Below are 24,833 nucleotides of genomic sequence, written 5' to 3' on the forward strand. Positions count from 1 at the left end.
AGTTTTATCTGTAAGTAATAGAAAAGCACTACTTTTGTTCCCAATAACAAGCTCCATCTATTTTCAATGAATATGCAGACATCAGACAGTATTGTCATCATCCCCACCTACAATGAACGGGAAAATATCGAGAATATCATCCGTGCCGTTTTTGCCCTGGAACACGGATTCCACATACTTGTCATCGAAGACGGTTCTCCCGACGGCACAGCCGCCATCGTAAAAGACTTGCAACGCGAATTTCCCCACCGCCTGTTTATGGTGGAGCGTAAGGGAAAACTGGGACTGGGTACGGCCTACATAGCCGGATTCAAATGGGCTCTGCAACGCGACTACCAATATATATTCGAAATGGATGCCGATTTCAGCCATAACCCCAAAGACCTACCCCGCCTCTACCGGGCTTGTACCGAAGAGGGAGCGGATGTGGCCATCGGCTCGCGCTACGTCAGCGGCGTGAATGTGGTAAACTGGCCTATGGGACGTGTGCTGATGTCTTATTTCGCTTCCAAATATGTACGGTTTATCACGGGATTGCCCATACATGACACTACCGCCGGCTTTGTATGCTACCGCCGCAAGGTATTGCAAACCATCAATCTGGACGGCATCCGCTTCAAAGGGTATGCTTTCCAGATAGAAATGAAATTCACCGCTTACAAATGCGGAGCGAATGTAAAGGAAGTGCCGGTTATCTTCATCAACCGCGAACTGGGAACATCCAAGATGAACAGCAGTATTTTCGGAGAAGCCGTGTTCGGAGTTATCCGGCTGAAATGGAACAGCCTGTTCCATAAATATCCAGACTTAAAAAACTAAAGATATGAAAAGAACACTGATACACAACGCTACGATTGTCAACGAAGGACAAAGCGTACAAGGCTCGGTAGTGATAGAAAACGGGCGCATCGCCGAAGTACTTACCAACTGGAAGCCTCTTTCCGCCCCTTGTGAAGAAGTGATTGATGCAACAGGCTGCTACCTGCTGCCCGGCATTATCGATGACCATGTGCATTTTCGTGATCCGGGTCTTACCCATAAGGCAGATATTCTGACGGAAAGCCGTGCAGCGGCTGCCGGCGGGGTGACTTCCATTATGGACATGCCCAATACCAATCCGCTGACCGTAACGTTGGATGCCTTGAATGCCAAACTCGACTTGCTGAATGAGAAGTGTATCGTCAACCATTCCTGCTACTTCGGAGCAACCAACAACAACTATACGGAATTTGACAAGCTGGACAAACACCGCGTTTGCGGCATCAAGCTGTTCATGGGCTCCAGTACCGGTAATATGCTGGTGGATAAAATGAACAGCCTGCTGAATATATTCAACGGTACGGATATGCTGATTGCCGCCCATTGCGAAGATCAGGAAACAATAAAAAACAATATCGAGAAATACAAGCAAAAATATAAAGGAGCGGATGACATTCCCGTCAGTGCCCACCCCAGTATCCGTTCCGTTCCGGCATGTTATGCCTCTTCCGAACTGGCTGTCCGTCTGGCAAAGATTGCCGGAGCGCGCCTGCACATCCTGCATGTTTCCACAGCCAAAGAACTGCAACTGTTCAGTGACGAACCTTTGGCAAACAAGAACATCACCGCTGAAGCATGTGTAGCGCATTTACTTTTTACGCTGACGCACTACAACAGTTTGGGCGCACGCATAAAGTGTAATCCTGCCGTTAAACGAAAAACAGACCGGGAAGCACTGCGGACCGCCGTCAACTCAGGACTGATTGACGTTATCGCCACCGACCACGCCCCTCACTTGTTGAGCGAGAAAGAGGGCGGGGCTTTGAAAGCGATGTCCGGTATGCCTATGATACAATTCTCCCTTGTCAGTATGTTAGAACTGGTGGACGAAGGAGTGTTCTCACTGGAAACGGTTGTTCAGAAAATGTGTCATGCACCTGCCCGGATATACGGTATTTGCCAGCGTGGATATATCCGTGAAGGCTATCAGGCGGATTTAGTGCTGGTACGCCCTAACTCTCCCTGGGAAGTCACTACCGACAAGATTCTGAGCAAATGCGGCTGGAGTCCTTTGGAAGGGCATACGTTCAACTGGAAAGTAGAAAAAACGTTTGCCAACGGACATCTTATTTACAACGGCAATACTGTGAACGATTCCTACCGCGGTGAAGAGCTGCGGTTTGATTATCCGTCGGCAGGAGCATAATATAGTATTATCTATTCAGAGCATAACCTTATATAGAGATTATCAATTGCCAACTATCAATTATAAAATCCATGAAGTAAGCCCCTATATCAACTGGATTTATTTTTTCCATGCCTGGGGCTTTCAACCTAAGTTTGCAGCAATCGCCAACATTCACGGTTGCGATTCCTGCCGCGCCATGTGGCTTGCGGCTTTTCCGCAAGAAGAACGCTCCAAAGCCGCCGAGACTATGCAATTGTTTAAGGAAGCCGGCAGAGTACTCAACCGGTTGGATGAGAAAATTTCGGTGCAATGTATTTACAGGCTATGCAGTGCCAATGCAGAGGGAGACAATCTCATCATCGAAGATACGGTGTTCCCTCTGCTCCGCCAGCAGACACCTCATCCGGACGGAAGTCCGTTTCTCTGCCTGAGCGATTTCATACGGCCTCTTTCATCCGGAGTGCCGGATACGATAGGGCTTTTTGCATCTTCTGTCAGTGCGGAGAGCGAAGGATGTTATAAAGACGATCCTTATAAGCATCTTCTCGTACAGACCCTGACAGACCGGCTTGCCGAAGCCGCAACAGAAAAGATGCACGAATATGTGCGCAAGACAGTCTGGGGATATGCTCCCGATGAATCGCTTTCCATTCCGGATTTGCTGGTTGAGAAATATCAGGGCATCCGTCCAGCAGTAGGCTATCCTTCCCTACCTGACCAATCCGTAAACTTTATATTGGACGAATTGCTGGATATGAAACAGATAGGCATTACGCTCACCGAAAACGGAGCCATGTATCCGCATGCTTCTGTCTGTGGTCTTATGTTTTCACATCCCCAGTCACGCTATTTCGCCGTAGGCAAGATTGGTGAAGACCAGTTGGAAGATTATGCCTGCCGGCGCGGTAAACCGATTGAGGAAATGCGAAAGTTCCTGGCAGCAAATTTAAAGAGTTAAATGTTGCAAGTGTGATTTTCCGGTTTCTCTTACGACAAACAGAATAAAAGCGATTCGAGCAAGCATACACAATGGAAAATGTAGAACAAGAGTTTCTGTCCGTCATACGGGAATATGAGCGCGTCATCTATAAGGTGTGTTACCTGTACACCACTCCGAACGCGACTCTTAATGACTTGTATCAGGAAGTAGTGCTCAATATATGGAAAGCGTTTCCTAAATTCAGAAGGGAATGTAAAATCTCGACGTGGATTTACCGTATCGCCTTGAATACCTGTATCAGCTTCATACGGAAAGAAAAGAACATTCCGGAGATTGTCACCCTCACCCAGGAAGCCGACCGCAGCGAAGAGGACGACGAAACGCAAGCCATGTTACAGCAACTCTACCGGATGATAAACCGGCTGGGACAGTTGGAGAAGTCTATCATCCTGCTTTATCTGGAAGAAAAAAGCTATGAAGATATTTCCGAGATTACCGGACTGACCGTAACCAACGTGGCCACCAAACTCAACCGTATTAAAGACAAACTAAAAAAGATGAATAAGGAGGATTAATATATGGAACTGGACGAACTGAAAAAATCATGGAATGCCCTGGATGCACAGTTGCAAAAGGAACCTATTGCCGATGAGAAACAGATAAAAGAACTGATTGCAAATTATAAAACAAATACTCGGCACAGTTTGGGACGACTCGTTATCCTGCAACGCTTCTCGCTTGGAACAGGTGCGGTAGGATTGGCTGTCATCCTGCTGGTGTGGTTCTTACTGCCTACCTTCGGTTTCAACGAGCATTTGCAGAACAAGATAATTCTGTTTCTGATTTTCATTACCGTAACTATTCTCAGCGGTATGTGGTGGGACTGGAAAACCTACCTTTGGAACAAGAACACCCACATAGACGAAATGTCCGTAGCCGAAGTGAGCCGACGCATGACCAGATTCCGTAACTGGACCCGTTACGAAATATGGGCAGTAGCTGCCTGGACCGTTATCTTCACCATACTGTTCTTCTGGATAATGGATTACTATACACTGCCTCTCATGATACAAGCTGTCTTGCTCGGTTGCTACATCATCCTGGATGCACTTCTTATTTATTTCATATATAAAAAAGTCGTTTACAAACACCTCGACAGCATTAAAAAGAACATAGAAGAATTGAAAGACATATGCACCGAATAACTCTCATACTTATCTTATGCCTGCTTTTACCGGACATGTACATCTACTTGGTGTACATCGTAAAGAGAACACGTAACATACTTTGGCGCAGTGTGTATTGGCTTCCTACAGTTGTGCTGGTAGCTATATATATGTATTACATCTATATGACAGGTGACAATGCGCTTTCACGCCATCCGCAAGGCATCGGCAGGCTGGCAGTGGCCGTAATGCTGTTTGCCGTCCCGAAGACGGTATTCATGCTTTGTTCGCTGTTTGGCATATTGATGCGGGGAATCAGCCGCCTTTTGTCATTCATCATTTTCCATACGCCGTTCAGGAATCCCCGTTTTCCTTTCGTTGCCCACCGGCTTCCTTACACACTTCTCGGATTGATATTGGGGATAATCGGTTTTGCCAATATCCTTTACGGAGCCATTGCCGGTATCACGCGCTTTGAGGTAAAGAATGTCGAATATCGCTCGCCCAACATTCCCAAAGGTTTTGACGGTTACCGCATTCTTCAGCTATCGGATATACATATAGGCAGTTGGTTGGGAAATCCGGAAGCTATCCGGCGTCTGGTTACGCTGGTGAACGAACAGCAAGCGGACCTCATTGTCTTTACCGGTGATTTAGTCAATCAGCAAAGCCACGAACTGGACGGTTTCAAAGAGACACTTTCACTGCTTCATGCTCCCGACGGAGTATATTCTATCCTCGGCAATCACGATTACGGGACATATTACCGCTGGCATAACAGAAAAGAGGAAGCAGCCAACTTGGAGTATCTAATAGGACAGCAAAAAGATATGGGTTGGAAAATGCTGAATAACGAGCATTGCATCCTATATCATAAGGGCGACAGCATAGCGCTGATAGGTGTTGAGAACGACGGTGAACCGCCTTTCTCACAATTCGCCGATTTATCCAAAGCCATGCAAGGCACGGAAGGCATGTTCCGTATACTGCTCAGCCATAACCCTACGCACTGGCGACGCGAAGTTTTGCCTGATTCGGATATAGAGTTAACCCTTTCCGGACATACGCACGCCATGCAGATGGAAATATTCGGACACTCGTTATCTTCTCTCATCTACCCTGAATGGAGCGGTATGTACTACGAAGGCAAACGCGCCCTGTATGTAAATGTCGGTATAGGATACGTAGGTCTGCCTTTCCGCTTCGGTGCATGGCCCGAAGTCACCGTCATAAAATTAGTTAGCGAGAAAGAGTGACAGAATATAAAAAAGACCTATCTTTGTGGCAATAAAATCCACAACCCATGAAGATACTCTACAATATTTACCAGATTTGCTTTGCACTGCCTGTTTTATTGGTCCTGACTGTCCTTACCGCATTGGTCACAATTATCGGTTCGTTATTGGGGGGCGCTCATTTCTGGGGATATTATCCGGGTAAAATATGGTCACAACTGATTTGCTACCTGCTACTCATTCCGGTAAAGATAAATGGACGCGAGAAACTTCACAAACGTACTTCCTATGTGTTTGTCCCAAACCATCAGGGTTCTTTCGATATTTTCCTGATTTACGGCTTCTTGGGCAGAAACTTCAAATGGATGATGAAGAAAAGCCTGCGAAAGATTCCGTTCGTAGGCAAAGCATGCGAAAGCGCGGGACATATCTTTGTAGACCGTTCCAGTCCTAAAAAAGTACTGGCCACCATGCGCCAGGCAGAGGCTTCCTTAAAGGATGGAGTATCATTGGTAGTATTCCCCGAAGGAGCACGCACATTCACCGGTCACATGGGATACTTCAAGAGAGGAGCCTTCCAATTGGCAGACGAACTGCAACTGGCGGTAGTGCCCGTTACCATCGACGGTTCGTTTGAGATACTTCCCCGCACGGGCAAGTGGATACACCGCCACCGCATGATACTGACTATTCATGAACCGATTGCCCCTAAGGGACAAGGAGTGGAGAACATCAAGGCAACTATGGCGGAAGCCTATACAGCAGTAGAAAGCAGCCTTCCGGAGAAGTTTAAAGGAATGGTTAAAAACGAAGATCAAGACCGTTGAAGTCTTTCATCCGCACTGCCTACGGTTTATTGGCGGAAGTATCAGTTGAAGCGTTTTGCCTGACGCGCTGGTGTTCCTCAATCAACTGCATGTTTTCCTTCGCCTTTGAAAGGAACTCCTTTATCAACTGATTCTGCTTGAATGCCAATGGAGCGGTTCGCATAATATCCTCTATCTGCGGAGTCATGACAGGATACGGTAATGTGCTGCACATCATCATAAACACGCTTGGACCCAGAACATTTTCATTATTGTCAATGATGAACTGCTTCACATAATTATTCATTTCTTCAACAAGAGTTTCCCCTTCTTTCGCCAGCTCCTTATGGACATCTTCCAAATTGGCTCCGTCCAGCACCATACGCGCCTCTTTGCGGTCGAGCTCCTCTATCTGCAGTTCCAGTGCATTCCGTTTTTCTATAAACTCATACAGCCGATCATTGAGCAATGTCCCTTTAGCTACCAATTGCGTATTTGAAATAGAGACTTCTATCTTACCGTCTTCCAGTACAAGCGGCATAATCCCTTCATCGTCCATATAGAGAGTTACCATCATCACAGAATCTACAGGACCTTTCATTGAGAAAAGCCCATGAATAACTTCCGCAGAATCGACAGCTACCCACTGCCCGTTCTGAAGAGTTTTAAGAAACAACATTTTTCCATCGAGGCTTGTCACTGAAGAACTGCCTTCCACCTTGTATTTTCGGGCACAAGAAGTGAAAAACACGAGTAAAAGCAAAAGAGGCAAAATACGATTTACACTCATTCTAATCATGCAGGAAACGATTTATGAATTATACGTGGCAAAGGTATTAATATTCCTTATAAACGGGATAGAAAGAAAGGAATTTTCATTTGGTTTACGTATTTTTGCACAATCATAAATATAAAAAACGGAGAAATATACATGTCAACCTATGCTCCTTTTGCCAAACCTCTTTATGTAATGCTCAAGCCCGTAGGGGCTGTATGCAACCTGGCATGCGATTATTGTTATTATCTGGAGAAGTCCAAACTGTATGTAAACAATCCAAAATACGTGATGAGCGATGAACTGCTGGAGAAGTTCATTGAAGAATATATCAATTCGCAAACAATGCCTCAAGTATTGTTCACCTGGCACGGCGGAGAAACCCTAATGCGCCCGCTGGCCTTCTACAAAAAAGCGATGGAACTGCAAAAGAAATACGCCAACGGACGGACGATTGACAACTGCATACAAACCAACGGCACACTGCTCACCGACGAATGGTGCGAGTTCTTCAAAGAGAACAATTGGCTGGTGGGCGTATCTATCGACGGGCCGCAGGAGTTTCATGACGAATACCGTAAAAACAGGCTTGGAAGACCATCCTTTGTCAAAGTGATGCAAGGCATCAACCTGCTGAAAAAGCACGGAGTAGAATGGAACGCGATGGCGGTAGTAAATGACTTCAATGCCGACTATCCTCTTGAATTCTATAAATTCTTCAAAGAAATCGGTTCTCATTATATCCAGTTCGCTCCTATCGTAGAACGCATCATGCCGCACCAAGACGGACGCCATCTGGCCTCACTGGCCGATAAGGAAAAGGCTACGGAACTGGCGGACTTCTCCGTTAGCCCGGAACAATGGGGAAACTTCCTCTGTACCCTGTTCGATGAATGGGTGAAACAGGATGTAGGTACTTACTATATCCAGCTCTTCGACTCCACCCTTGCCAACTGGGTGGGCGAACAGCCGGGCGTATGCTCCATGGCAAAGACCTGCGGACATGCCGGTGTAATGGAATTCAACGGCGATGTATATGCCTGTGACCACTTTGTATTTCCTGAATACAAACTGGGAAACATCTATCAGAAAACACTGGTGGAAATGATGTACAGCGAACGTCAGCAAGCCTTCGGACAGATGAAGCAAAAGTCTCTCCCCACCCAGTGCAGGGAGTGCGAATGGCTGTTTGCCTGCAACGGTGAATGTCCTAAAAACCGCTTTGCACATACTGCCGACGGCGAACCCGGACTGAACTACCTATGCGCCGGCTACCGGAAATTCTTCAAGCATGTGGCTCCTTACATGGATTTCATGAAGCAAGAGCTGATGAACCAGCGTCCGCCTGCCAACATCATGGATGCTATCCGAGAAGGAAGATTCAATTAAAAATCATATAGTAAATTAACAACAAAAAAGATGAAAGTAACGAAGTATTTGATTGCGGCGGTCGCCGTACTGACAGTCTGCTCGGCACGTGCAGACGAAGGAATGTGGTTACTGCAACTGATGAAGCAGCAGAACTCTATCGACATGATGAAGAAACAAGGACTGAAACTTGCAGCCGATGATTTATACAACCCGAACGGAGTATCGCTGAAGGATGCCGTCGGCATCTTTGGCGGTGGTTGTACGGGCGAAATCATCTCACCCGAAGGACTGATTCTCACCAATCACCACTGCGGCTACGGTGCTATCCAACAGCACAGCTCAGTGGAACACGATTACCTGACAGACGGTTTCTGGGCAAAAAGCCGCAATGAAGAGTTGCCTACTCCGGGATTGAAATTCCGTTTCGTACACCGCATTGTAGACATCACCGACCTCGTAAACGCGAAAGTCAAAGCCGGAGAAGTGACGGAAGTCGATGCATTGACCGCCCCGTTCCTCGGCAAACTTGCCAAAGAAGAACTGGAAAAGAGTGATTTGAAAGGTAAACCGGGCATCGAGGTAAGAGCACTCCCTTTCTATGCGGGAAATAAATTCTACCTGTTCTATTACAAAGTGTACAGTGACGTGCGTATGGTAGCCGCTCCCCCTTCCTCGGTAGGTAAGTTCGGCGGTGAAACCGACAACTGGATGTGGCCACGTCACACGGGCGACTTCTCCATGTTCCGCATCTATGCCGATGCCAACGGAGAACCGGCCGAATACAATGCAAGCAACGTACCTTTGAAGACTCCGAAATTCCTGTCCATTTCCATCAAAGGACTGAAAGAAAACGACTATGCCATGATTATGGGATTCCCCGGCAGCACCAGCCGTTACCTCACCCGGTCGGAAGTGAAAGAACGCATGGAAGCAGACAACCAGGCCATGATTGACATGCGCGGTGTCCGCCTCGATGTACTGCGCAAGTACATGGATGCCAGCGACAAAACCCGCATCCAGTATGCCAGCAAATTTGCCGGAAGCAGCAACTACTGGAAAAACTCCATCGGCATGAACAAGGCAATCATCGACAACGATGTACTGGGCACAAAAGCGAAACAGGAAAAGAACTTTGCCGAATTTGCCAAAGGTAAAACCGAATACGAGGGTGTAGTAGAGAGAATCGACGAAATCATTGCCAAGAGAATGCCGGTTACCCGTCAGCTCAACTACTTGTACGAAGCCTTGAGCGGCGCTATCGAATTCGGAAGCCCGTACATGATTATGCATAAGATAAAGACGGCGCTGAAAGAGAAAAACGACTCTTTGCTTGCTGCTTCCAAAGCACAGTTGGAAGAGGTGTTCAACGACATCCACAACAAAGACTACGACCACGAAGTAGACCGTGCCGTAGCCAAAGCCATCCTGCCCGCTCTCGCCCAAAAACTGCAACCTGAACAGTTGCCCGTTTTCTACCAGACTATCCAAAGCAAGTACAAAGGCGACTACAATGCTTTCGTAGATGATATGTACGACAACTCCATCCTTGCCAACCGCACCAACTTCGACAAGTTCATGAAGAAACCTACGGTAAAGGCTATCGAAAAAGACCCTGCCACAGCTTACTCCCGCTCGAAGATAGAAAAGCTGAAAGCCGTTTCCATAGAAGAAAAGGCACTGAGCAACGGTCTTGAGTTGCTGCATAAAGCATACATCCGCGGACTGGGCGAGATGAAACTGCCCGTACCCTCTTATCCGGACGCCAACTTCACGCTCCGTCTGACCTACGGCAATGTGAAAGCATACAGCCCGCGCGATGCCATACACTACAATTACTACACCACCACGGACGGCATTCTTGAAAAAGAAAACCCCGAAGACCGCGAATTCGTAGTGCCCGCCAAACTGAAGGAGCTTATCCTCAATAAAGACTTCGGACGCTATGCCATGGCCGACGGCACAATGCCTGTTTGCTTCCTGACTACTAACGACATCACCGGCGGCAACTCCGGCAGTCCCGTCATCAACGGTGAAGGACAGCTTATCGGCTGTGCATTCGACGGCAACTGGGAATCCTTGAGTGGTGACATCAATTTCGATAACAACCTGCAACGTTGCATCGCACTGGACATCCGCTACGTACTCTTCATTCTGGAAAAGCTAGGAGACTGCGGACATCTGATAAAAGAAATGAACATCATTGAGTAATAGGAACCCCATCCCCAAAAGGGTATGAAAGTGAATGGCATTCGGTCGTATACTGAATGCCATTCACTCGTATACTGAATCCTATTTAGTCGTATATTGAATCTCCCTCTCTCAGAACACCTTCTAACGCATAGTTACATGAGACAAATCATATTATCATTATTCCTTATATCCGGCATCCTTTCGGCACACGCCGACGAAGGAATGTGGATGCTTACCGACCTCAAACAGCAGAACGAGGTTGCCATGACAGAGCTCGGCCTGCTTATCCCTGCCGAACAGATATACAACCCCAACGGCATAGCCCTGAAAGATGCGGTAGTGCATTTCGGCGGCGGTTGCACGGGCGAGGTTATCTCGGCAGAAGGGCTGGTACTGACCAATCATCACTGCGGCTATGGAGCCATCCAGCAACACAGCAGCGTGGAGCACGATTACCTGACCTATGGTTTTTGGGCAATGTCCCGCAGCGAGGAACTGCCCTGCAAGGGACTTACTGTGACCTACATCGATGAGATAATGGACGTGACGGACTACGTAAACGACCAGTTGCAGATAGACTCTGACCCGAATGGCACGAATTACCTATCGCCCAAATACCTTGCCATGATAGCCGACCGTTTCCTGTCCGCGCAAGGCATCACGCTGACATCCGGCCGTAAAGCGGAACTGAAAGCATTCTATGGCGGAAACAAATATTACTTGTTCCTAAAGACAACCTACAGCGACATCCGCATGGTAGGTGCTCCTCCCTCTTCCATCGGCAAATTCGGAGCCGATACGGACAACTGGATGTGGCCGCGCCACACGGGCGACTTCTCTTTATTCCGCATCTATGCCGGCAAGGACGGCCAACCCTCCGCTTACAACCCCGACAATGTGCCCTTGCAGGTAAAGAAGCACCTCACCATCAGCCTCGCCGGCTATCGTGAAGGCGACTTCACATTTGTCATGGGATTTCCCGGACGCAACTGGCGCTACATGATTTCCGACGAAGTAGAAGAACGCATGCAAACCACCAACTTCATGCGCCACCACGTGCGCGACGTCCGCCAGAAAGCCCTCATGGAGCAAATGCTGAAAGACGATGCCGTGCGCATCCACTATGCAAGCAAATACGCCTCATCCGCCAATTACTGGAAGAATGCCATCGGTATGAACGAAGGGCTTGTCCGCCTGAAAGTACTGAATACGAAACGCGCACAGCAGGAACAGCTCCTTGCACGCGGCCGTGCCCTGAACGACAGCTCTTATCAAAAGGCTTTCGACCAAATACGTGGCATCGTGAAACATCGCCGCAATGCCCTCTATCATCAGCAGGCCATCCAGGAAGCATTGGTTACGGGACTCGACTTCATGCGGATTCCTAGTACCGCTGCCCTGGTTTCTGCCTTGAAAAGCAAGGATAAAGCCCGGATAAAAGCCGCCGCCGACAGTCTGCAAGTTGCCGCCGACAAGTATTTCGCCTCCGTCCCCTTCCCCGAAGTGGAGCGGATTGTAGGCAAGAAGATGCTACAGACCTATATGAAATACATTCCTGCCGAACAGCGCATCGGTATTTTCAAAGTTATCGACAAGCGTTTCAAGGGAGACAGCGATGCCTTTATCGATGCCTGCTTCGAATATTCCATCTTCGGCAGCAAGAAGAATTTCGCCAAGTTCATCCGCAAACCCAGCTTGTATAAGATTGGCAACGACTGGATGACACTGCTCAAATACTCCATCACCGACGGTCTGTTGCAAACTACCATTGCCATGATGGATGCCAACCGCAACTATAATGCCGCTCACAAGGTATGGGTAAAAGGCATGATGGACATGAAGCGGGAAACCGGCACACCTATATACCCCGATGCCAACTCCACCCTGCGCCTGACCTATGGACGCGTATTGCCGTATAAACCTGCTGACGGCGTGAAATACGGGTATTACACCACCCTGAAGGGGGCAATGGAAAAGGAAGACCCCGACAATTGGGAGTTTGTGGTGCCTGCTAAATTGAAGCAATTGTACCAGACAAAAGATTTCGGACGATATGCCATGCCCGACGGCGAGATGCCCGTATGCTTCATCGTGAACACGGACAATACGGGCGGAAACTCCGGCAGCCCGGTGTTCAATGCCAAAGGCGAACTGATAGGTACGGCTTTCGACCGCAACTACGAGGGTCTGACGGGTGACATCGCTTTCCGTCCGTCTTCGCAGCGTGCCGCTTGTGTGGATATCCGATATACGCTGTTTATCATAGACAAGTATGCCGGTGCTTCACACATCATCAAGGAACTGACGATTAGCGAAGCGGAACCGGACATAGCAAAAAGTAATTAGTTATTACTAATTTGCAATTGACGGTGAACAATTTCTTCGTTTATCCGTTATATATTCATAAACTATATATAAGACAAAGATTATGGAGAAATTTGAAGAATTAATACAATCGGAGAAACCTGTTTTAGTGGACTTTTTTGCTACCTGGTGCGGACCTTGTAAAGCCATGCACCCCGTACTGGAAGCATTGAAAAGCGAAATCGGCGACAGAGCGCGTATCGCAAAAATCGATGTGGACCAGCATGAAAAATTGGCTGCAAGCTATCGTATACAGATGGTTCCTACCTTTATCCTGTTCAGAAAGGGTGAAGCCTTGTGGCGTCATTCGGGGGTGATCAGCGGTAAGGAACTTAAAGCCATTATCGAACAAAACTCATAATTAAGAAACATGAAGAAAATCATAACCATGGCGGTTCTCATCTTCTCAAGCATGCTGACTTATGCTTGCACCGGTGGAGCCGAACAGAAACAAGCTGAAACGCAAAAGACTGCCCAGGACGGTAGCGTAATCGTAATGAACAAAGCCATGTTCATCAAGGATATATTCGATTACGAGAAGTCCAAAGAGTGGAAATATAAAGGCGACAAACCCGCCATCATCGACTTATATGCCGACTGGTGCGGACCTTGCCGGATGACAGCGCCTATCATGAAGGAACTGGCGAAAGAATATGCCGGGAAAATCGTAATATACAAAGTCAATGTGGATAAGGAGAAAGAACTGGCAGCCTTGTTCAACGCCACCAGTATTCCTCTGTTTGTCTTTATTCCAATGCAGGGCGAACCCCAGTTATTCCGCGGAGCTGCCGACAAGGCAACCTACAAAAAGGCTATCGATGAGTTCCTGTTGAAGAAATAACAGCATATACAAGTAAAGAGAATATGCCCAAATAGAGAATGCTCACTGTGTGCTTTTTTTAGGCACGGGAAATCCGTGAAATCTGTGCCTAAAAAGAGCATCAGGTGCACGTCTTAATACAATTTTTGAGGAACAAACTACCGGATTCCCGTTTTGCAGGATTCTTATAACACTATCGGCATCTCCTGCCATACCCCGTTGTACATCTCCATCACAGTTCCATACCCTGCCTGCTTTAATGCCCGCAATGCTTCCGGGCGACCGCTGTTAATCCGCTCCGGATAGTGAGAGTCGCTATTGACCTGAACGCGGATGCCCAAACTGCGCAATAACGGGAAATAACGTCCGTTGGGATAGAAAGTGCCCAAATCATAGTAAGACTTGGTATTGATTTCCACCTGATAGCCTCGTGCGGCAATGTCTTCAAAGTACTCTTTCACGAGCGTATCATACCAAGCCTCGTCAAGCAGACCGGGACGATAGCAAGCAGCATTATAGTGCATCTTGTCCGCATGTCCCACTACATCGAACCCGCCCAACTCCAGCATACGCCTCAACCGTCCGTAGTACAAGCGCACCACCTGCTCCAAGTCGCCGCCAAACTGCTTATCTACCATCTGCCTGAAAACATCGGCCGGAACATCCACATCCACCACTTCGCCCCGTTCATTATACAGCATGTGCACGGAACCGATGCGATAATCCAGCGGCAGTTCACGAAAACGGGCAGCAGACGGATTGCTCTCTTCATTTAAATAATCTATTTCCAAGCCGAGATAAAGTTCTATCTTTCCGGCATACTTTTCCTTTATCCGATGAAATTCGGCCTGATAGTCGTTCATACGGTCCCACTCCATAGTCCATGCCGTAGAAAAAGGCAACGGGGCATGGGATGAAAAGCCATACGAAGTAAATCCCTCGCTCAAGGCAAACCGCACGAAATCTTCCATGCTGGCACGTCCGTCACAATACAGGCTGTGACTATGATAGTTCGTCAGATTCTTGCTTCTGCTCATTCTCGTATATTTTAGTTAGATTCTTAATTCCGGCGCCTCATCAGTCTGCCGATAAAAACCGGAGCTAGTTCTCAGTTCGACTCTATCTCGCTCAGTTCCAGCCAGCGCATGGTCTTTTCATCAATCAAGTCCGTCAGTTCCGGCAAGCGTTTTGACTTCTCCGTCAATTCCTCTACGGATAGCGCACCGCTGCACAACGCCTCTTCAATGGATTGCTTTTCGGCTTCCAATGCCGCAATCTCCTGTTCGAGTTGTTCAAATTCGCGCTTCTCCTTGAAAGACATACGGCGCTTTTCATTCAGACGCACTTTCGCAGTCTTTTCTTCCTGAGTTTTAGCCGCTTCTTTTTCCTTTTCCTTCTCTTGGGCGGCTTTCACATCCTTCCAGTCACGATACTGCGTATAGTTGCCGGGGAAATCGCGGATGTCTCCCTGCCCGTTAAACACCAGCAAGTGGTCCACCACCTTATCCATGAAGTAGCGGTCGTGGCTCACCACAATCACACATCCCTTGAAGTTCTGCAAGTACTCTTCCAATACGTTCAGCGTAACGATGTCCAGGTCGTTGGTAGGCTCGTCCAGAACCAGGAAATTAGGATTGCGCATCAGCACCGTACACAGATAGAGACGGCGGCGCTCGCCACCGCTCAGCTTATAGACATAGCTGTGCTGCGTTTCAGGCGTAAAGAGGAAATGTTGCAAAAACTGCGATGCCGTCAGACGCTTGCCGTTACCCAGCTCTATCACTTCCGCGATGTCCTGCACCACATCGATGACTTTCATCTGCTCGTCAAATTGCAAACCCTCCTGCGAATAATAGCCGAAACGGACGGTTTCGCCGATGTCCAGCGTACCACTATCCGCCAACTCCTGTCCCATCAGTATCTTGATGAAGGTGGACTTTCCCGTACCGTTATTCCCCACGATGCCCATCTTCTCATAGCGGGCGAAGATGTAGGAGAAATCATCCAGTATCTTCAAGTCGCCAAAGGACTTATAGAGGTGGTCTGCCTCGAATATCTTGCTGCCAATATAGGATGCCTTTACATCCAGCTTTACATTGTCGTTATTGAAACGTTGCTTGGCTACCTTCTCCAATTCATAAAAAGCATCTTCCCGGTAACGTGCCTTATGCCCTCTGGCTTGCGGCATACGCCGCATCCATTCAAGCTCCGTACGATACAGGTTATTGGCGCGTTCTATCTCTACGGTCTTGGCTTCGATGCGCTCTTCGCGTTTTTCCAGATAATAGCTGTAATTGCCCTTGTACTGGTATATACGGCGATTGTCTATCTCGATTATCTCCGAGCAGACGCGGTCGAGGAAGTAGCGGTCGTGCGTCACCATCAGCAGAGTGAGGTTGGTACGGCGCAGATAATCTTCCAGCCATTCGGTCATATCCAGGTCGAGGTGGTTGGTAGGCTCATCCAATATAAGGAGATCGGGTTCGGTGATAAGCGTATTGGCAAGCGCCACACGTTTCAATTGTCCGCCGGACAGAGACTTCACCTGCTGATTGAAATCGCGGATTTTGAGTTGGGAAAGAATTTGTTTGGCTTTCTGCTCATACTCCCAGGCCTTCTCATGGTCCATGCGCACCAGAATTTCATCCAAACCGGGATGCCCTTCCGTCTCCATGCAACGTTCATACTCCTTTATCAGCTCTACGGTACTGTTGCCATGATGAAAACATGCTTCCAACACAGTCAGCTCTTCCGGATATTGAGGGTCTTGTTCCAGATAGCCGACACGTATATCACGTCTGAAAGAGATTGTACCGCCGTCATAGCCTTCTTTTCCGGAAAGGATATTAAGCAGTGTGGACTTGCCGCTGCCATTCTTGGCAATAAGCCCCACCCGTTGCCCTTCGGACAAACCAAAGGATATATTCTCGAATAGTACCAAGTCGCCAAACGACTTAGTCAGGTTTTCCACTTGAAGGATTGAATTTACTGCTGCCAAAACTTATTAAATTGAGAGTTGAGAATTAAAATTGAGAAATTGCCATGCAGACGGCAATATGAATCGGGCAATGGCTTGTCATGAAAGTAAATTCCGGTAAACCTCTGCAAGATTGCAGGGCTCTCCGGCTTTGACTTTGCTCCATACCAATTTCATCGGATCTATCACGGTATCGCCCGCAACACTCGTCAGAACAGGGGCTTCACGATTGCCATCGATAAGCGTGCGCCATTCCAAGCCGTCTACTTCATTAGCCAAAATCACACAAAGCGTAATACCCAGCGACAACCATACCTCTTTTTTCTTGGCGCCTATGCTGCCGCTGTCTATGACCTGCTGCATATTGGCTATATCTTCTTCCTGTCCCTGGAAGTCTTTCTTCAACTGCTCTTTTACAGTGGTACATACCCACTCGTATGCTTCGTTTATCCGGTAAATTTCCGATAGGCGCACCGGAATTATCTCTGCCGGATATTTTTGGCCAGCCCGACGGACTTCCAATGAAGCTATGATGCTTTCGGCCTCTGCCACCGGCTCTCCCTTACGCACCGTAAACGAGCATTCAAAAGCAACATCGTCTATCCCAGCTATCCAGAGATGGGAAGTGTAGTATGTTCCTTCTTCCTCGAACATCTCCTTACTGTACGCACAATCCAGACGCCCTATTTTCACAAGTGTGGCCGAAGTATTCTCTTTGAGTTCCTGCTTAACAGATTCCCTGCCGTATGCAGTATCTCCCTTATAAGCCGATATACGGAAATTACCGGTCCACTCGTTAGGATTATAAAACAGGAAAGAGCCTTCCCCGTCTTCAAATTCGTTCCAGTCTGCCGGATAAACCATAGAGAACCATGCTCCCGGAGAAATGTATTTCTTACCTTGTTTCATACTTCATTGACTAAATGGGTTCTTTCTTGCAAAAGTAACATTACCGCTGTTGATATGCAAACAAACCCAACAAAAAACAGCCGATTCTCACGAACCGGCTGTTCCAATCATCATCTATGAATGAAGACTGTTTAGGTCTCCAATATTTTAATATATCTTATAAATCCATATTTCGAGTGCAAAGATAATCAATGAAATAATATGTGCATCAAGATTTTAAGATATTTAAATTAACATTCTATAAACTAATAAGGTTATGACCTACTTAATGTAACCGTAATACTCATTATCTGTCGCACAATCCCACCAAACCGGACACGACCAAATCGGGTCTGTCATGGCTTGCTTGTTGGATGCCTTTAGCTGAGTCAGGTTATAGTTACTCTCATGAGTACTCTGACTGAAACGACGGAACCAATAAGTAGGCTCATTCTTAGAAGTGCCTACAATCTTACTGACAGCCGTGAAATCCTGCGGACGGTCGTAATCCACATAGTCATAATCCAAACGGCGCATATCATTCCAATTTTCGGTATTGATACCCAATGCGATAATCTTCTGACGCATAATCTCGAACAAGGTCAGATTAGCAGCATTTTGACATACGGAAGAACTTGTCATATAAATACTGATTTCACCTTCATCCATCGGCTTCTGATCCGGATTCTTTGTTCCTTCGGCTTCCCATGATTTCAATTTAGCCTGCATACGATCAAAGTTTGCCTTTATGCCTTTTTGATAGGCATCCAATGCACCATCGGTATCTCCTTTGCGGAAAAGGACTTCCGCCTTGATAAAGCACATTTCCGAATAAGTAAGAATATCGGAATCTGAATTAGGACGTGCATAGAATGTACCTGTACCGCCCACATAGTCTGATTTCGCATCGGTATAGTAATACATATCCGTAGTGTTCCGCCCGCTATTGGCCATACCGTTAGAACGTAAATTTACATAAATAGTATCACCTGCACGCTTATAATCCTTATTATTGCAATATGCAGCCCCCTTTTGATAAAGCACGGTCACATTGTTGCCATCGACCGTTGTCTGGTGTATAGCCTGGGCATCAGCAATAAACTTAGTCTTTGTTTCATTATCCGCTTTGGATAAATCATAAGTTATCATAAATCCACCTTTTTCCTTATTATAACCAGTCTCTCCGCCCGTTACGAACAAAGCCGCTACTGGACCGCCTTCTGCGCGTGTAGTGGAATGTATCACATCCACTCCGGCATCACGAATCCATTCATTAGCCATTATTTTACCATCAGCATTCAGTTTCACATTTGTCATCATAGCAGGGACAAGCTTTGACAAACGGGGGTCTTCCGCACCCGAACCACCTATAAATTTATTAGTTAACAGATTAACATACCAGCGCGTCAGACGTTGTGTCGAGCCATATCCGGTACAATCCCAAATAACGGAAGCCTGATAAGGGTCGCTCACCGTAAAATTAACCTCATCCCCTTCCACATTATAATGTTTCATAATGGTGTTGTCATCATTCGACTGAGGCGCAGAGTTCAATGCCGTCAAAATAGCTTCCGGATCATACAAATCCGCTTTCTTGGATAATTTCAGCAAATAACGGGCTTTCAGACCATAACATAATTTCAGCCACTTAGAAACTTCTCCGTCATTCCATAAATCGCCTGCACTCAATGCGGGAGCCGTGGCGTTCTGCTGCTTGCCAAAATTCTCGATAGCTTTGTCCAAATAACCCATACAGAGTTCATACATAGTTTTACCGTCATCATAAGCCGGATTGGTTTTACCGGTAAACGCTTCCTGAACAGGCAGCTCGCCATGCAAGTCGAGCATCATCATAAATCCCATCGCCTTAATGCAATAAGCTGCACCTTCATAATGATAAGCTCCTTCCGCTTCCGCCTTCTCTATCAAAGGATCGATATTCACACCTGCACCCAGATAAAAATTCTGATAAATAGTGGTACATGAACTTTGGGCAGGATTCCATGATGACAAGAGGCTGTTGGCAGCCGTGCCGCCAGTCTGTGTCATGATACCGGCAATCGTATTGGTACGCATACTGGCTGTACCCCATGCGTAAGCATAATAGTTCTGTATCCACGGCAGGCGAAGCTGCGGTGATACGGTTTCGGAAACCGGATTATCCGGATCTGTATTCACATCCAGGTAGTCCTCGCAAGAAGACATACCGAACACAAGCGCCAAGCCAAGTGCAATATGTATTAGTTTCTTCATACTCTTATCTTTTTAAATCTGTTATTAGAATGTAAGATTAATGCCAAACGACATGCCGGCTGTGGCCGGAACACCGCAATAGTCGATACCAGCAGAACCGGAGCCACCTGTACCGGAACCTGAAACGCATGTTTCGGGATCCATACCCTTGTAGTTTGTCCAAACAAACAGATTAGTTCCTGTAATTGTAGCAGTCAGCCCCTTGATTATGTTTTGTTTCTTCAACAAATCCTTGAAATCGTAGGACAAGGAAATAGAACGCAAACGCAGCCAATTGGTGTCAGTTATAAAGTTATAGGCGTTCTTGGCATAATTCTTATAATACTCCTGAATCATATACTTGCCGGAACGGGTAGAGTTACCAACCTGATAAGTTTCATTGGCATTATAGGTAATTGTTTTGGTTTCATAAGACGGCTTTGCAGCAGTGCCTGTATTGACAACACCCGTAAATGATACGGATTCTCTGTTTATTGTCTTTGTGCTCAATCCTTTCGTCACGAGATAGTATTCAGTCCCATTATAGATGTCACCTCCCAGACGGATATCGAACAAGAAAGAAAGATTGAAATTCTTATAGCTGAAACTATTATTAAAACCACCTATCAGCTTCGGTTCACGGTTACCCACAATATTGGTTTCAACTTGCGTATCCTTATACAAGCCTGTAGACGGGTCGATAACATTGTACATCTTGCCGTCGGGCCCTTGAGCCGTTTCATACTTATTACCCGTCAATCCCAAAAAATAACCACCATTGGGTATTGAACCGGCTTTGGCTGCACCAACCTGCGCATCCGTTACATAGAAAATATCCACACCGTCGATAAAGTCTCCCAATCGTCCACGATTACCGGAAAGATTCAATGTCGTTTCCCATTGGAAGTCTTTCGTTACAATAGGTTTACCTGTAATCGAAAGCTCCATACCCTTATTTTCTACCGAACCGCCATTCAGCGTAAGGAAAATGTATCCCGTAGACTGTGCCAAACGCGGTGCACAAATCTGGTCTTTCGTCTTGCTTTGATAGTAAGTATAGTCAAAGCCCAAACGTCCGTTGAAGAAACGCATTTCCAAACCCAATTCATAAGAATCCTGTATTTCAGGTTTCAAACCGACACTACCGCCTGTCCAACTGTTGCCCATACCATATTTGCCACCGTTCAGCGTAGCTACCGGCCACATATAGTATCCCAAAGAATAGGCATCGGCATCTTTACCTACCCGTGCCCATGAACCGCGGATCTTACCGAATGAAAGTACGTTGTTTTTCGGCAGCAGTTCGGTAAACACAAACGAACCGCTTACGGAAGGATAAAAATAAGAACGGTTATTCACCGGCAATGTAGAAGACCAGTCGTTACGTCCGGTCACTGTCAGATAAACAAGATTCTTGTACGAAGCACGGAATTCACCGTAAAGACCTACCATGCGTTTGCGTACCGTACTCTCTTTGAAATACTGGTTGGCTTTAATAATATTGTTGAAACTGTAAAGCCCTTCCGTTACAAAATTATACCCCCAACGGGTGTTATTCGTTGTCTTCGTAGCTTCTGTAGTAGTACCTACCAGAAGATTCAAATCAAAATCACCGAAAGTCTTATGGAAGTTAGACATCACATTCGTAGTAATGTATTGGTAATTCACATCACCTTTGGACATATAACCGTTCTGATATATCTGCTTGACCGCACCACCCGGACGCCGAAGCGTATTGGAACTGGTAGTGTACTTATCAATACCCGCACGTGCGGAAACATCCCACCAGTCTGTCAGTTTGAGGCTTGCGTTGACGGCACCCGTAAAACGGGATGTTTCGTCCGTCAAAGTATTTTTATTCAGAATCCAATACGGATTTTCAACATCATCCTCCAAATCCTGCAAACCCTCCAATATGCGGTATTTACTACCATCATCATTCAGATAGCGACTCATCTGATCGTCGACAGGCCATCCGTAAACAGCGGTCATTGCACCGTTACCGCCCTGTCCGTACAAACCTGCACTGGTCAGTGTCTTATCAGTACTTGCCTGCGAATAAGAAACGTTGGCTCCTACTGTCAGGATGCCGTATTTCTGTTCACCATTAAAGCGGAAAGTCGTCTTGTCATAACCAGTTGTAGGAATAATGCCGGACTGATGATAATTGGAACCGGATAAATAGAAAGAACCGTTCTTACTACCGCCGGACACACTTACACTATTATCCCAAACACTACTTCCTTGAAAGAAATCATCTATATTATCATAAGCCATACCATCAATCCGATCTCCCCAGGAATCCATCGTCTTATCAATAAAAGCACCGGAAGTGTTATATTCTCCACGGCCATACAGTTTTTGAACTTCCGGTAATTTATTAGCCCATGAATAGGTATATTTACTGCTTACATTCACCCTTACAGCACCCTCTTCACCTTTCTTGGTCGTAATGATAATAACGCCATTAGCAGCACGAGAGCCATACAGCGCAGCAGCCGCAGCACCTTTCAACACGGACATGCTCTCAATGTCTTCAGGGTTAATATCCATTACGCGGTTACTGAAAGTAGTTGCAGTTTTCGTCATGCCATCCGTACCGGAATTACCGGTATTTACTGTAGAGTTATCATAGATAATACCGTCTACAACAAACAAGGGCTGGTTATCACGAGATTCGCTGGCAGAGTTACCGCCACGAATTACAATATTGGAACCGGCACCCGCAGCACCACCTGCCTGCGTAATATTCACACCGGGGATTTTACCAGCCAAAGAGTTTACCACATTCGTTTGCTTGTTCTTCATCAACTCTTTGGAATTAATATCCGAAACAGAATAACCTAACGCCTTTTTCTCTTTCTTAATGCCCATAGCCGTTACAACAACTTCACTCAATGATTGGGTATCATCTTTCAGGGTAACCGTATAGTCGCTTGCCGCTCCTACCTTCACTTCTTCCGTAGCATATCCAACAAATGAGACTACCAATGTGCTACCCACTGGAGCTTCTACCGAGAATTTTCCATCGATGTCAGTAACAGAACCTGTACTAGAACCTTTCACCAATACACTGGCTCCAATAATCGGTTCGCCTGCAACATCCACTACTTTACCTGTGATTGTTTTGGCTTGCTGAGTACTTTGGGAACTTAGCGCATTATCAGCAGCAACAACCGAATATGGCACAGACATCCCAAGCAATGCAAGCAACACTAATGATAAGCAATAATTTCTTTTCATAAGCTCTTTTATTTGGATTTATTTGCAAATTTATAAATTAATTCAGCAAATCAAAGAGAGGTGTATTTAAAATATATTAAATAAATATTAATATATTTGCTTTTGTAATTTTAAAATATTGGCAAATATAAAACAATAAACATTATTATTTCTTATCGGATAAGTAGCGTATATAATAAACGGCTACACGTTTATTATCATTCTGTTAATTCTTTTATCACATTTTTGGAAAATAGAAAATTGCTGAAAAAGCGGCGGTATTATTAACAATCAAAAACAAACATTTATATCCACAAAATACATAAAATAAAAAAAATATTAAAACAGAAGTGCAAGCAATTAGAAAACGTGAGTGATTGGAAACAAAGTTCCCAAAGTACTATTTAATCTTATAAACTATTCAACCTTTACTATTTTCCTATAGGTTGTATCCGCCTTCTTACATCCTTGGATATTTCCAAAAACATATAATTCAATCTGCCGGAATGAATGCCCTTTTCATTCTCTTTATATTTCCGACTTGCATACTCTTTAGACTTATCAAAGGTTATACGGGACATCTGATTCTGCGTTTTTCCCACCATAGTAGAATCCAGCCGTTCATCAGGAAAGAAATCGTCCAAATCCACATCCCCAATCATGGTGGTCTCAAGAAATTTCATATCTTTATGATTTGCATCAGTATAATAACCAACAAACATATGTCCGGGTGTACGTACCAATATCGGCTCAATATTTATGGCACGCAGCAAAGAAGCAAACAGAACACTCCCATCCACACAATTAATTTGCGATGACTCCAAGGCATCATCGAATGTACGAACACGTTGAGAGAAAACCACATTGCTGGACAGGCTTGTATTAGAAACCGAACTATACCGGAAATTACGTTTCTGTAAAACATTCCACAAGGCATAAACCTGATTATCGACAGCCTCAGGACTACCCTGATAACCGAGGAAACGATTCACAATACGAGTATTCAATGCTTCCCGCAGCAAATGGTCTATCATAGGATTTTCTTCATTGACATAAGCAGCAAAGAATATTCCGGTATCATGAAATCTCGTACCTCCCGTAACATACCCCAATAAACACTCATTGATACTGCGCACCGAAAAAGTACGTACCCGCTGCCCCAACTCTTTCCTGTTCATCTCTACCGTAACGGCAACGCTAATCGGCTCCGCCTGATTATTATTCTTCAAGGCTTCATAGTTCCAGATAATATCGGGATAGATTGTATACTCGGTACGTGGCCTTGCCAATACAAACTCCGAAACGGAACGGGAAAAGAAAGGGGTTTCCGCAACTTCTATCCTCACCCGGCTATAAGCCTTTGCCGACCGGACTTTCACAGCGATACAAGATTTTGGGTTTCCCACAAACATCGAATCAGCCGGCACAATCACCTGGGCATCTGTCGTTGCAACAGACAAAATGCTGGAAGGAAAAATATTCCCGCCCAATTCATCCGTTATCTCAAAACCGGAACGGAAAGGAGCGACGTTCAACCAAATCGAGCCAATGATTACAACAGCCAATACAGTCACTATTAACGGCATACGCCACTTAGATTGCCCCCATCTCTTTATATCCATTAATTCTTTCATATAGTAACCCTTCTTAAAACACTACAAAGATAATACTTAATTAGTT

19 protein-coding genes are annotated in these 24,833 nt (G+C 46.0%); 12 read left to right on the forward strand and 7 right to left on the reverse strand.

Annotation, left to right across the window (positions count from 1 at the left end; translation table 11 throughout):
• Positions 1–66 precede the first annotated feature (66 nt).
• From H8S52_RS02365 to H8S52_RS02395, 7 genes are all read left to right on the forward strand, one after another.
• Positions 67–819, forward strand: coding sequence for a polyprenol monophosphomannose synthase (locus tag H8S52_RS02365; protein WP_016661339.1), 753 nt, complete (start codon positions 67–69; stop codon positions 817–819).
• A gap of 4 nt (positions 820–823) precedes the next feature.
• Positions 824–2,185, forward strand: a complete 1,362-nt coding sequence (locus H8S52_RS02370) for a dihydroorotase (RefSeq protein WP_016661340.1) — start codon at positions 824–826, stop codon at positions 2,183–2,185.
• Between the two features lie 46 nt (positions 2,186–2,231).
• Positions 2,232–3,125, forward strand: a complete 894-nt coding sequence (locus H8S52_RS02375; RefSeq protein ID WP_222620279.1) for a vitamin B12 dependent-methionine synthase activation domain-containing protein — start codon at positions 2,232–2,234, stop codon at positions 3,123–3,125.
• Positions 3,126–3,196: 71 nt separating this feature from the next.
• The gene (locus H8S52_RS02380) at positions 3,197–3,682 is read left to right on the forward strand and encodes an RNA polymerase sigma factor (RefSeq protein ID WP_005654855.1); all 486 of its coding nucleotides are present in this window, start codon (positions 3,197–3,199) and stop codon (positions 3,680–3,682) included.
• Positions 3,683–3,685: 3 nt separating this feature from the next.
• Entirely contained in the window at positions 3,686–4,312 is a 627-nt protein-coding gene (locus H8S52_RS02385; protein ID WP_016661342.1) for a hypothetical protein, read from the forward strand.
• Positions 4,300–5,529, forward strand: a complete 1,230-nt coding sequence (locus H8S52_RS02390) for a metallophosphoesterase (RefSeq protein WP_186909273.1) — start codon at positions 4,300–4,302, stop codon at positions 5,527–5,529. Before H8S52_RS02385 ends, H8S52_RS02390 begins: the two co-directional genes overlap by 13 nt.
• Positions 5,530–5,576: 47 nt before the next feature.
• Complete coding sequence (locus tag H8S52_RS02395) at positions 5,577–6,335, forward strand: 1-acyl-sn-glycerol-3-phosphate acyltransferase (protein WP_005654850.1); 759 nt, start codon at positions 5,577–5,579, stop codon at positions 6,333–6,335.
• 19 nt (positions 6,336–6,354) lie between these two features.
• On the opposite strand, the gene H8S52_RS02400 is transcribed toward H8S52_RS02395, so the two are convergent.
• On the reverse strand, positions 6,355–7,113 hold the full coding sequence (locus H8S52_RS02400) for a DUF4369 domain-containing protein (protein ID WP_186909274.1): 759 nt from the start codon (positions 7,111–7,113) through the stop codon (positions 6,355–6,357).
• A 132-nt stretch (positions 7,114–7,245) separates the two neighbouring features.
• Between H8S52_RS02400 and H8S52_RS02405 the strand changes: the two genes are divergently transcribed.
• The 5 genes from H8S52_RS02405 to H8S52_RS02425 all read left to right on the forward strand — a co-directional run bounded on the left by H8S52_RS02405 (position 7,246) and on the right by H8S52_RS02425 (position 13,855).
• On the forward strand, positions 7,246–8,478 hold the full coding sequence (locus H8S52_RS02405) for an anaerobic sulfatase-maturation protein (RefSeq protein WP_060385202.1): 1,233 nt from the start codon (positions 7,246–7,248) through the stop codon (positions 8,476–8,478).
• Between the two features lie 30 nt (positions 8,479–8,508).
• Positions 8,509–10,668: a S46 family peptidase gene (locus H8S52_RS02410; protein ID WP_186909275.1), complete on the forward strand. Its 2,160-nt coding sequence runs from the start codon at positions 8,509–8,511 to the stop codon at positions 10,666–10,668.
• A gap of 138 nt (positions 10,669–10,806) precedes the next feature.
• On the forward strand, positions 10,807–12,996 hold the full coding sequence (locus tag H8S52_RS02415; RefSeq protein WP_186909276.1) for a S46 family peptidase: 2,190 nt from the start codon (positions 10,807–10,809) through the stop codon (positions 12,994–12,996).
• 82 nt (positions 12,997–13,078) lie between these two features.
• Positions 13,079–13,375: a thioredoxin gene (gene trxA, locus H8S52_RS02420; protein WP_117985424.1), complete on the forward strand. Its 297-nt coding sequence runs from the start codon at positions 13,079–13,081 to the stop codon at positions 13,373–13,375.
• A gap of 9 nt (positions 13,376–13,384) precedes the next feature.
• Entirely contained in the window at positions 13,385–13,855 is a 471-nt protein-coding gene (locus H8S52_RS02425; protein WP_060385205.1) for a co-chaperone YbbN, read from the forward strand.
• Positions 13,856–14,019: 164 nt separating this feature from the next.
• Here the strand turns inward: H8S52_RS02425 and H8S52_RS02430 are convergent, their stop codons facing one another.
• From H8S52_RS02430 to H8S52_RS02455, 6 genes are all read right to left on the reverse strand, one after another.
• On the reverse strand, positions 14,020–14,871 hold the full coding sequence (locus tag H8S52_RS02430) for a histidinol-phosphatase (RefSeq protein ID WP_186909277.1): 852 nt from the start codon (positions 14,869–14,871) through the stop codon (positions 14,020–14,022).
• A 71-nt stretch (positions 14,872–14,942) separates the two neighbouring features.
• Positions 14,943–16,832 carry an ABC-F family ATP-binding cassette domain-containing protein gene (locus H8S52_RS02435; RefSeq protein ID WP_005654832.1) on the reverse strand — a complete coding sequence of 630 codons (1,890 nt, stop codon included), beginning with the start codon at positions 16,830–16,832 and terminating at the stop codon, positions 14,943–14,945.
• Positions 16,833–16,910: 78 nt separating this feature from the next.
• Complete coding sequence (locus H8S52_RS02440) at positions 16,911–17,720, reverse strand: DUF3805 domain-containing protein (RefSeq protein WP_016661348.1); 810 nt, start codon at positions 17,718–17,720, stop codon at positions 16,911–16,913.
• 261 nt (positions 17,721–17,981) lie between these two features.
• Entirely contained in the window at positions 17,982–19,952 is a 1,971-nt protein-coding gene (locus H8S52_RS02445) for a SusD/RagB family nutrient-binding outer membrane lipoprotein (RefSeq protein ID WP_186909278.1), read from the reverse strand.
• A 24-nt stretch (positions 19,953–19,976) separates the two neighbouring features.
• Positions 19,977–23,174: a SusC/RagA family TonB-linked outer membrane protein gene (locus H8S52_RS02450; RefSeq protein ID WP_117740384.1), complete on the reverse strand. Its 3,198-nt coding sequence runs from the start codon at positions 23,172–23,174 to the stop codon at positions 19,977–19,979.
• Between the two features lie 410 nt (positions 23,175–23,584).
• A complete protein-coding gene (locus H8S52_RS02455; protein WP_117985861.1) occupies positions 23,585–24,787 on the reverse strand; it encodes a hypothetical protein in 1,203 nt (400 codons plus the stop codon).
• Positions 24,788–24,833: the final 46 nt, after the last annotated feature.

The sequence above is a fragment of the Bacteroides sp. NSJ-48 genome (assembly GCF_014287405.1).
Lineage (GTDB): Bacteria > Bacteroidota > Bacteroidia > Bacteroidales > Bacteroidaceae > Bacteroides > Bacteroides stercoris.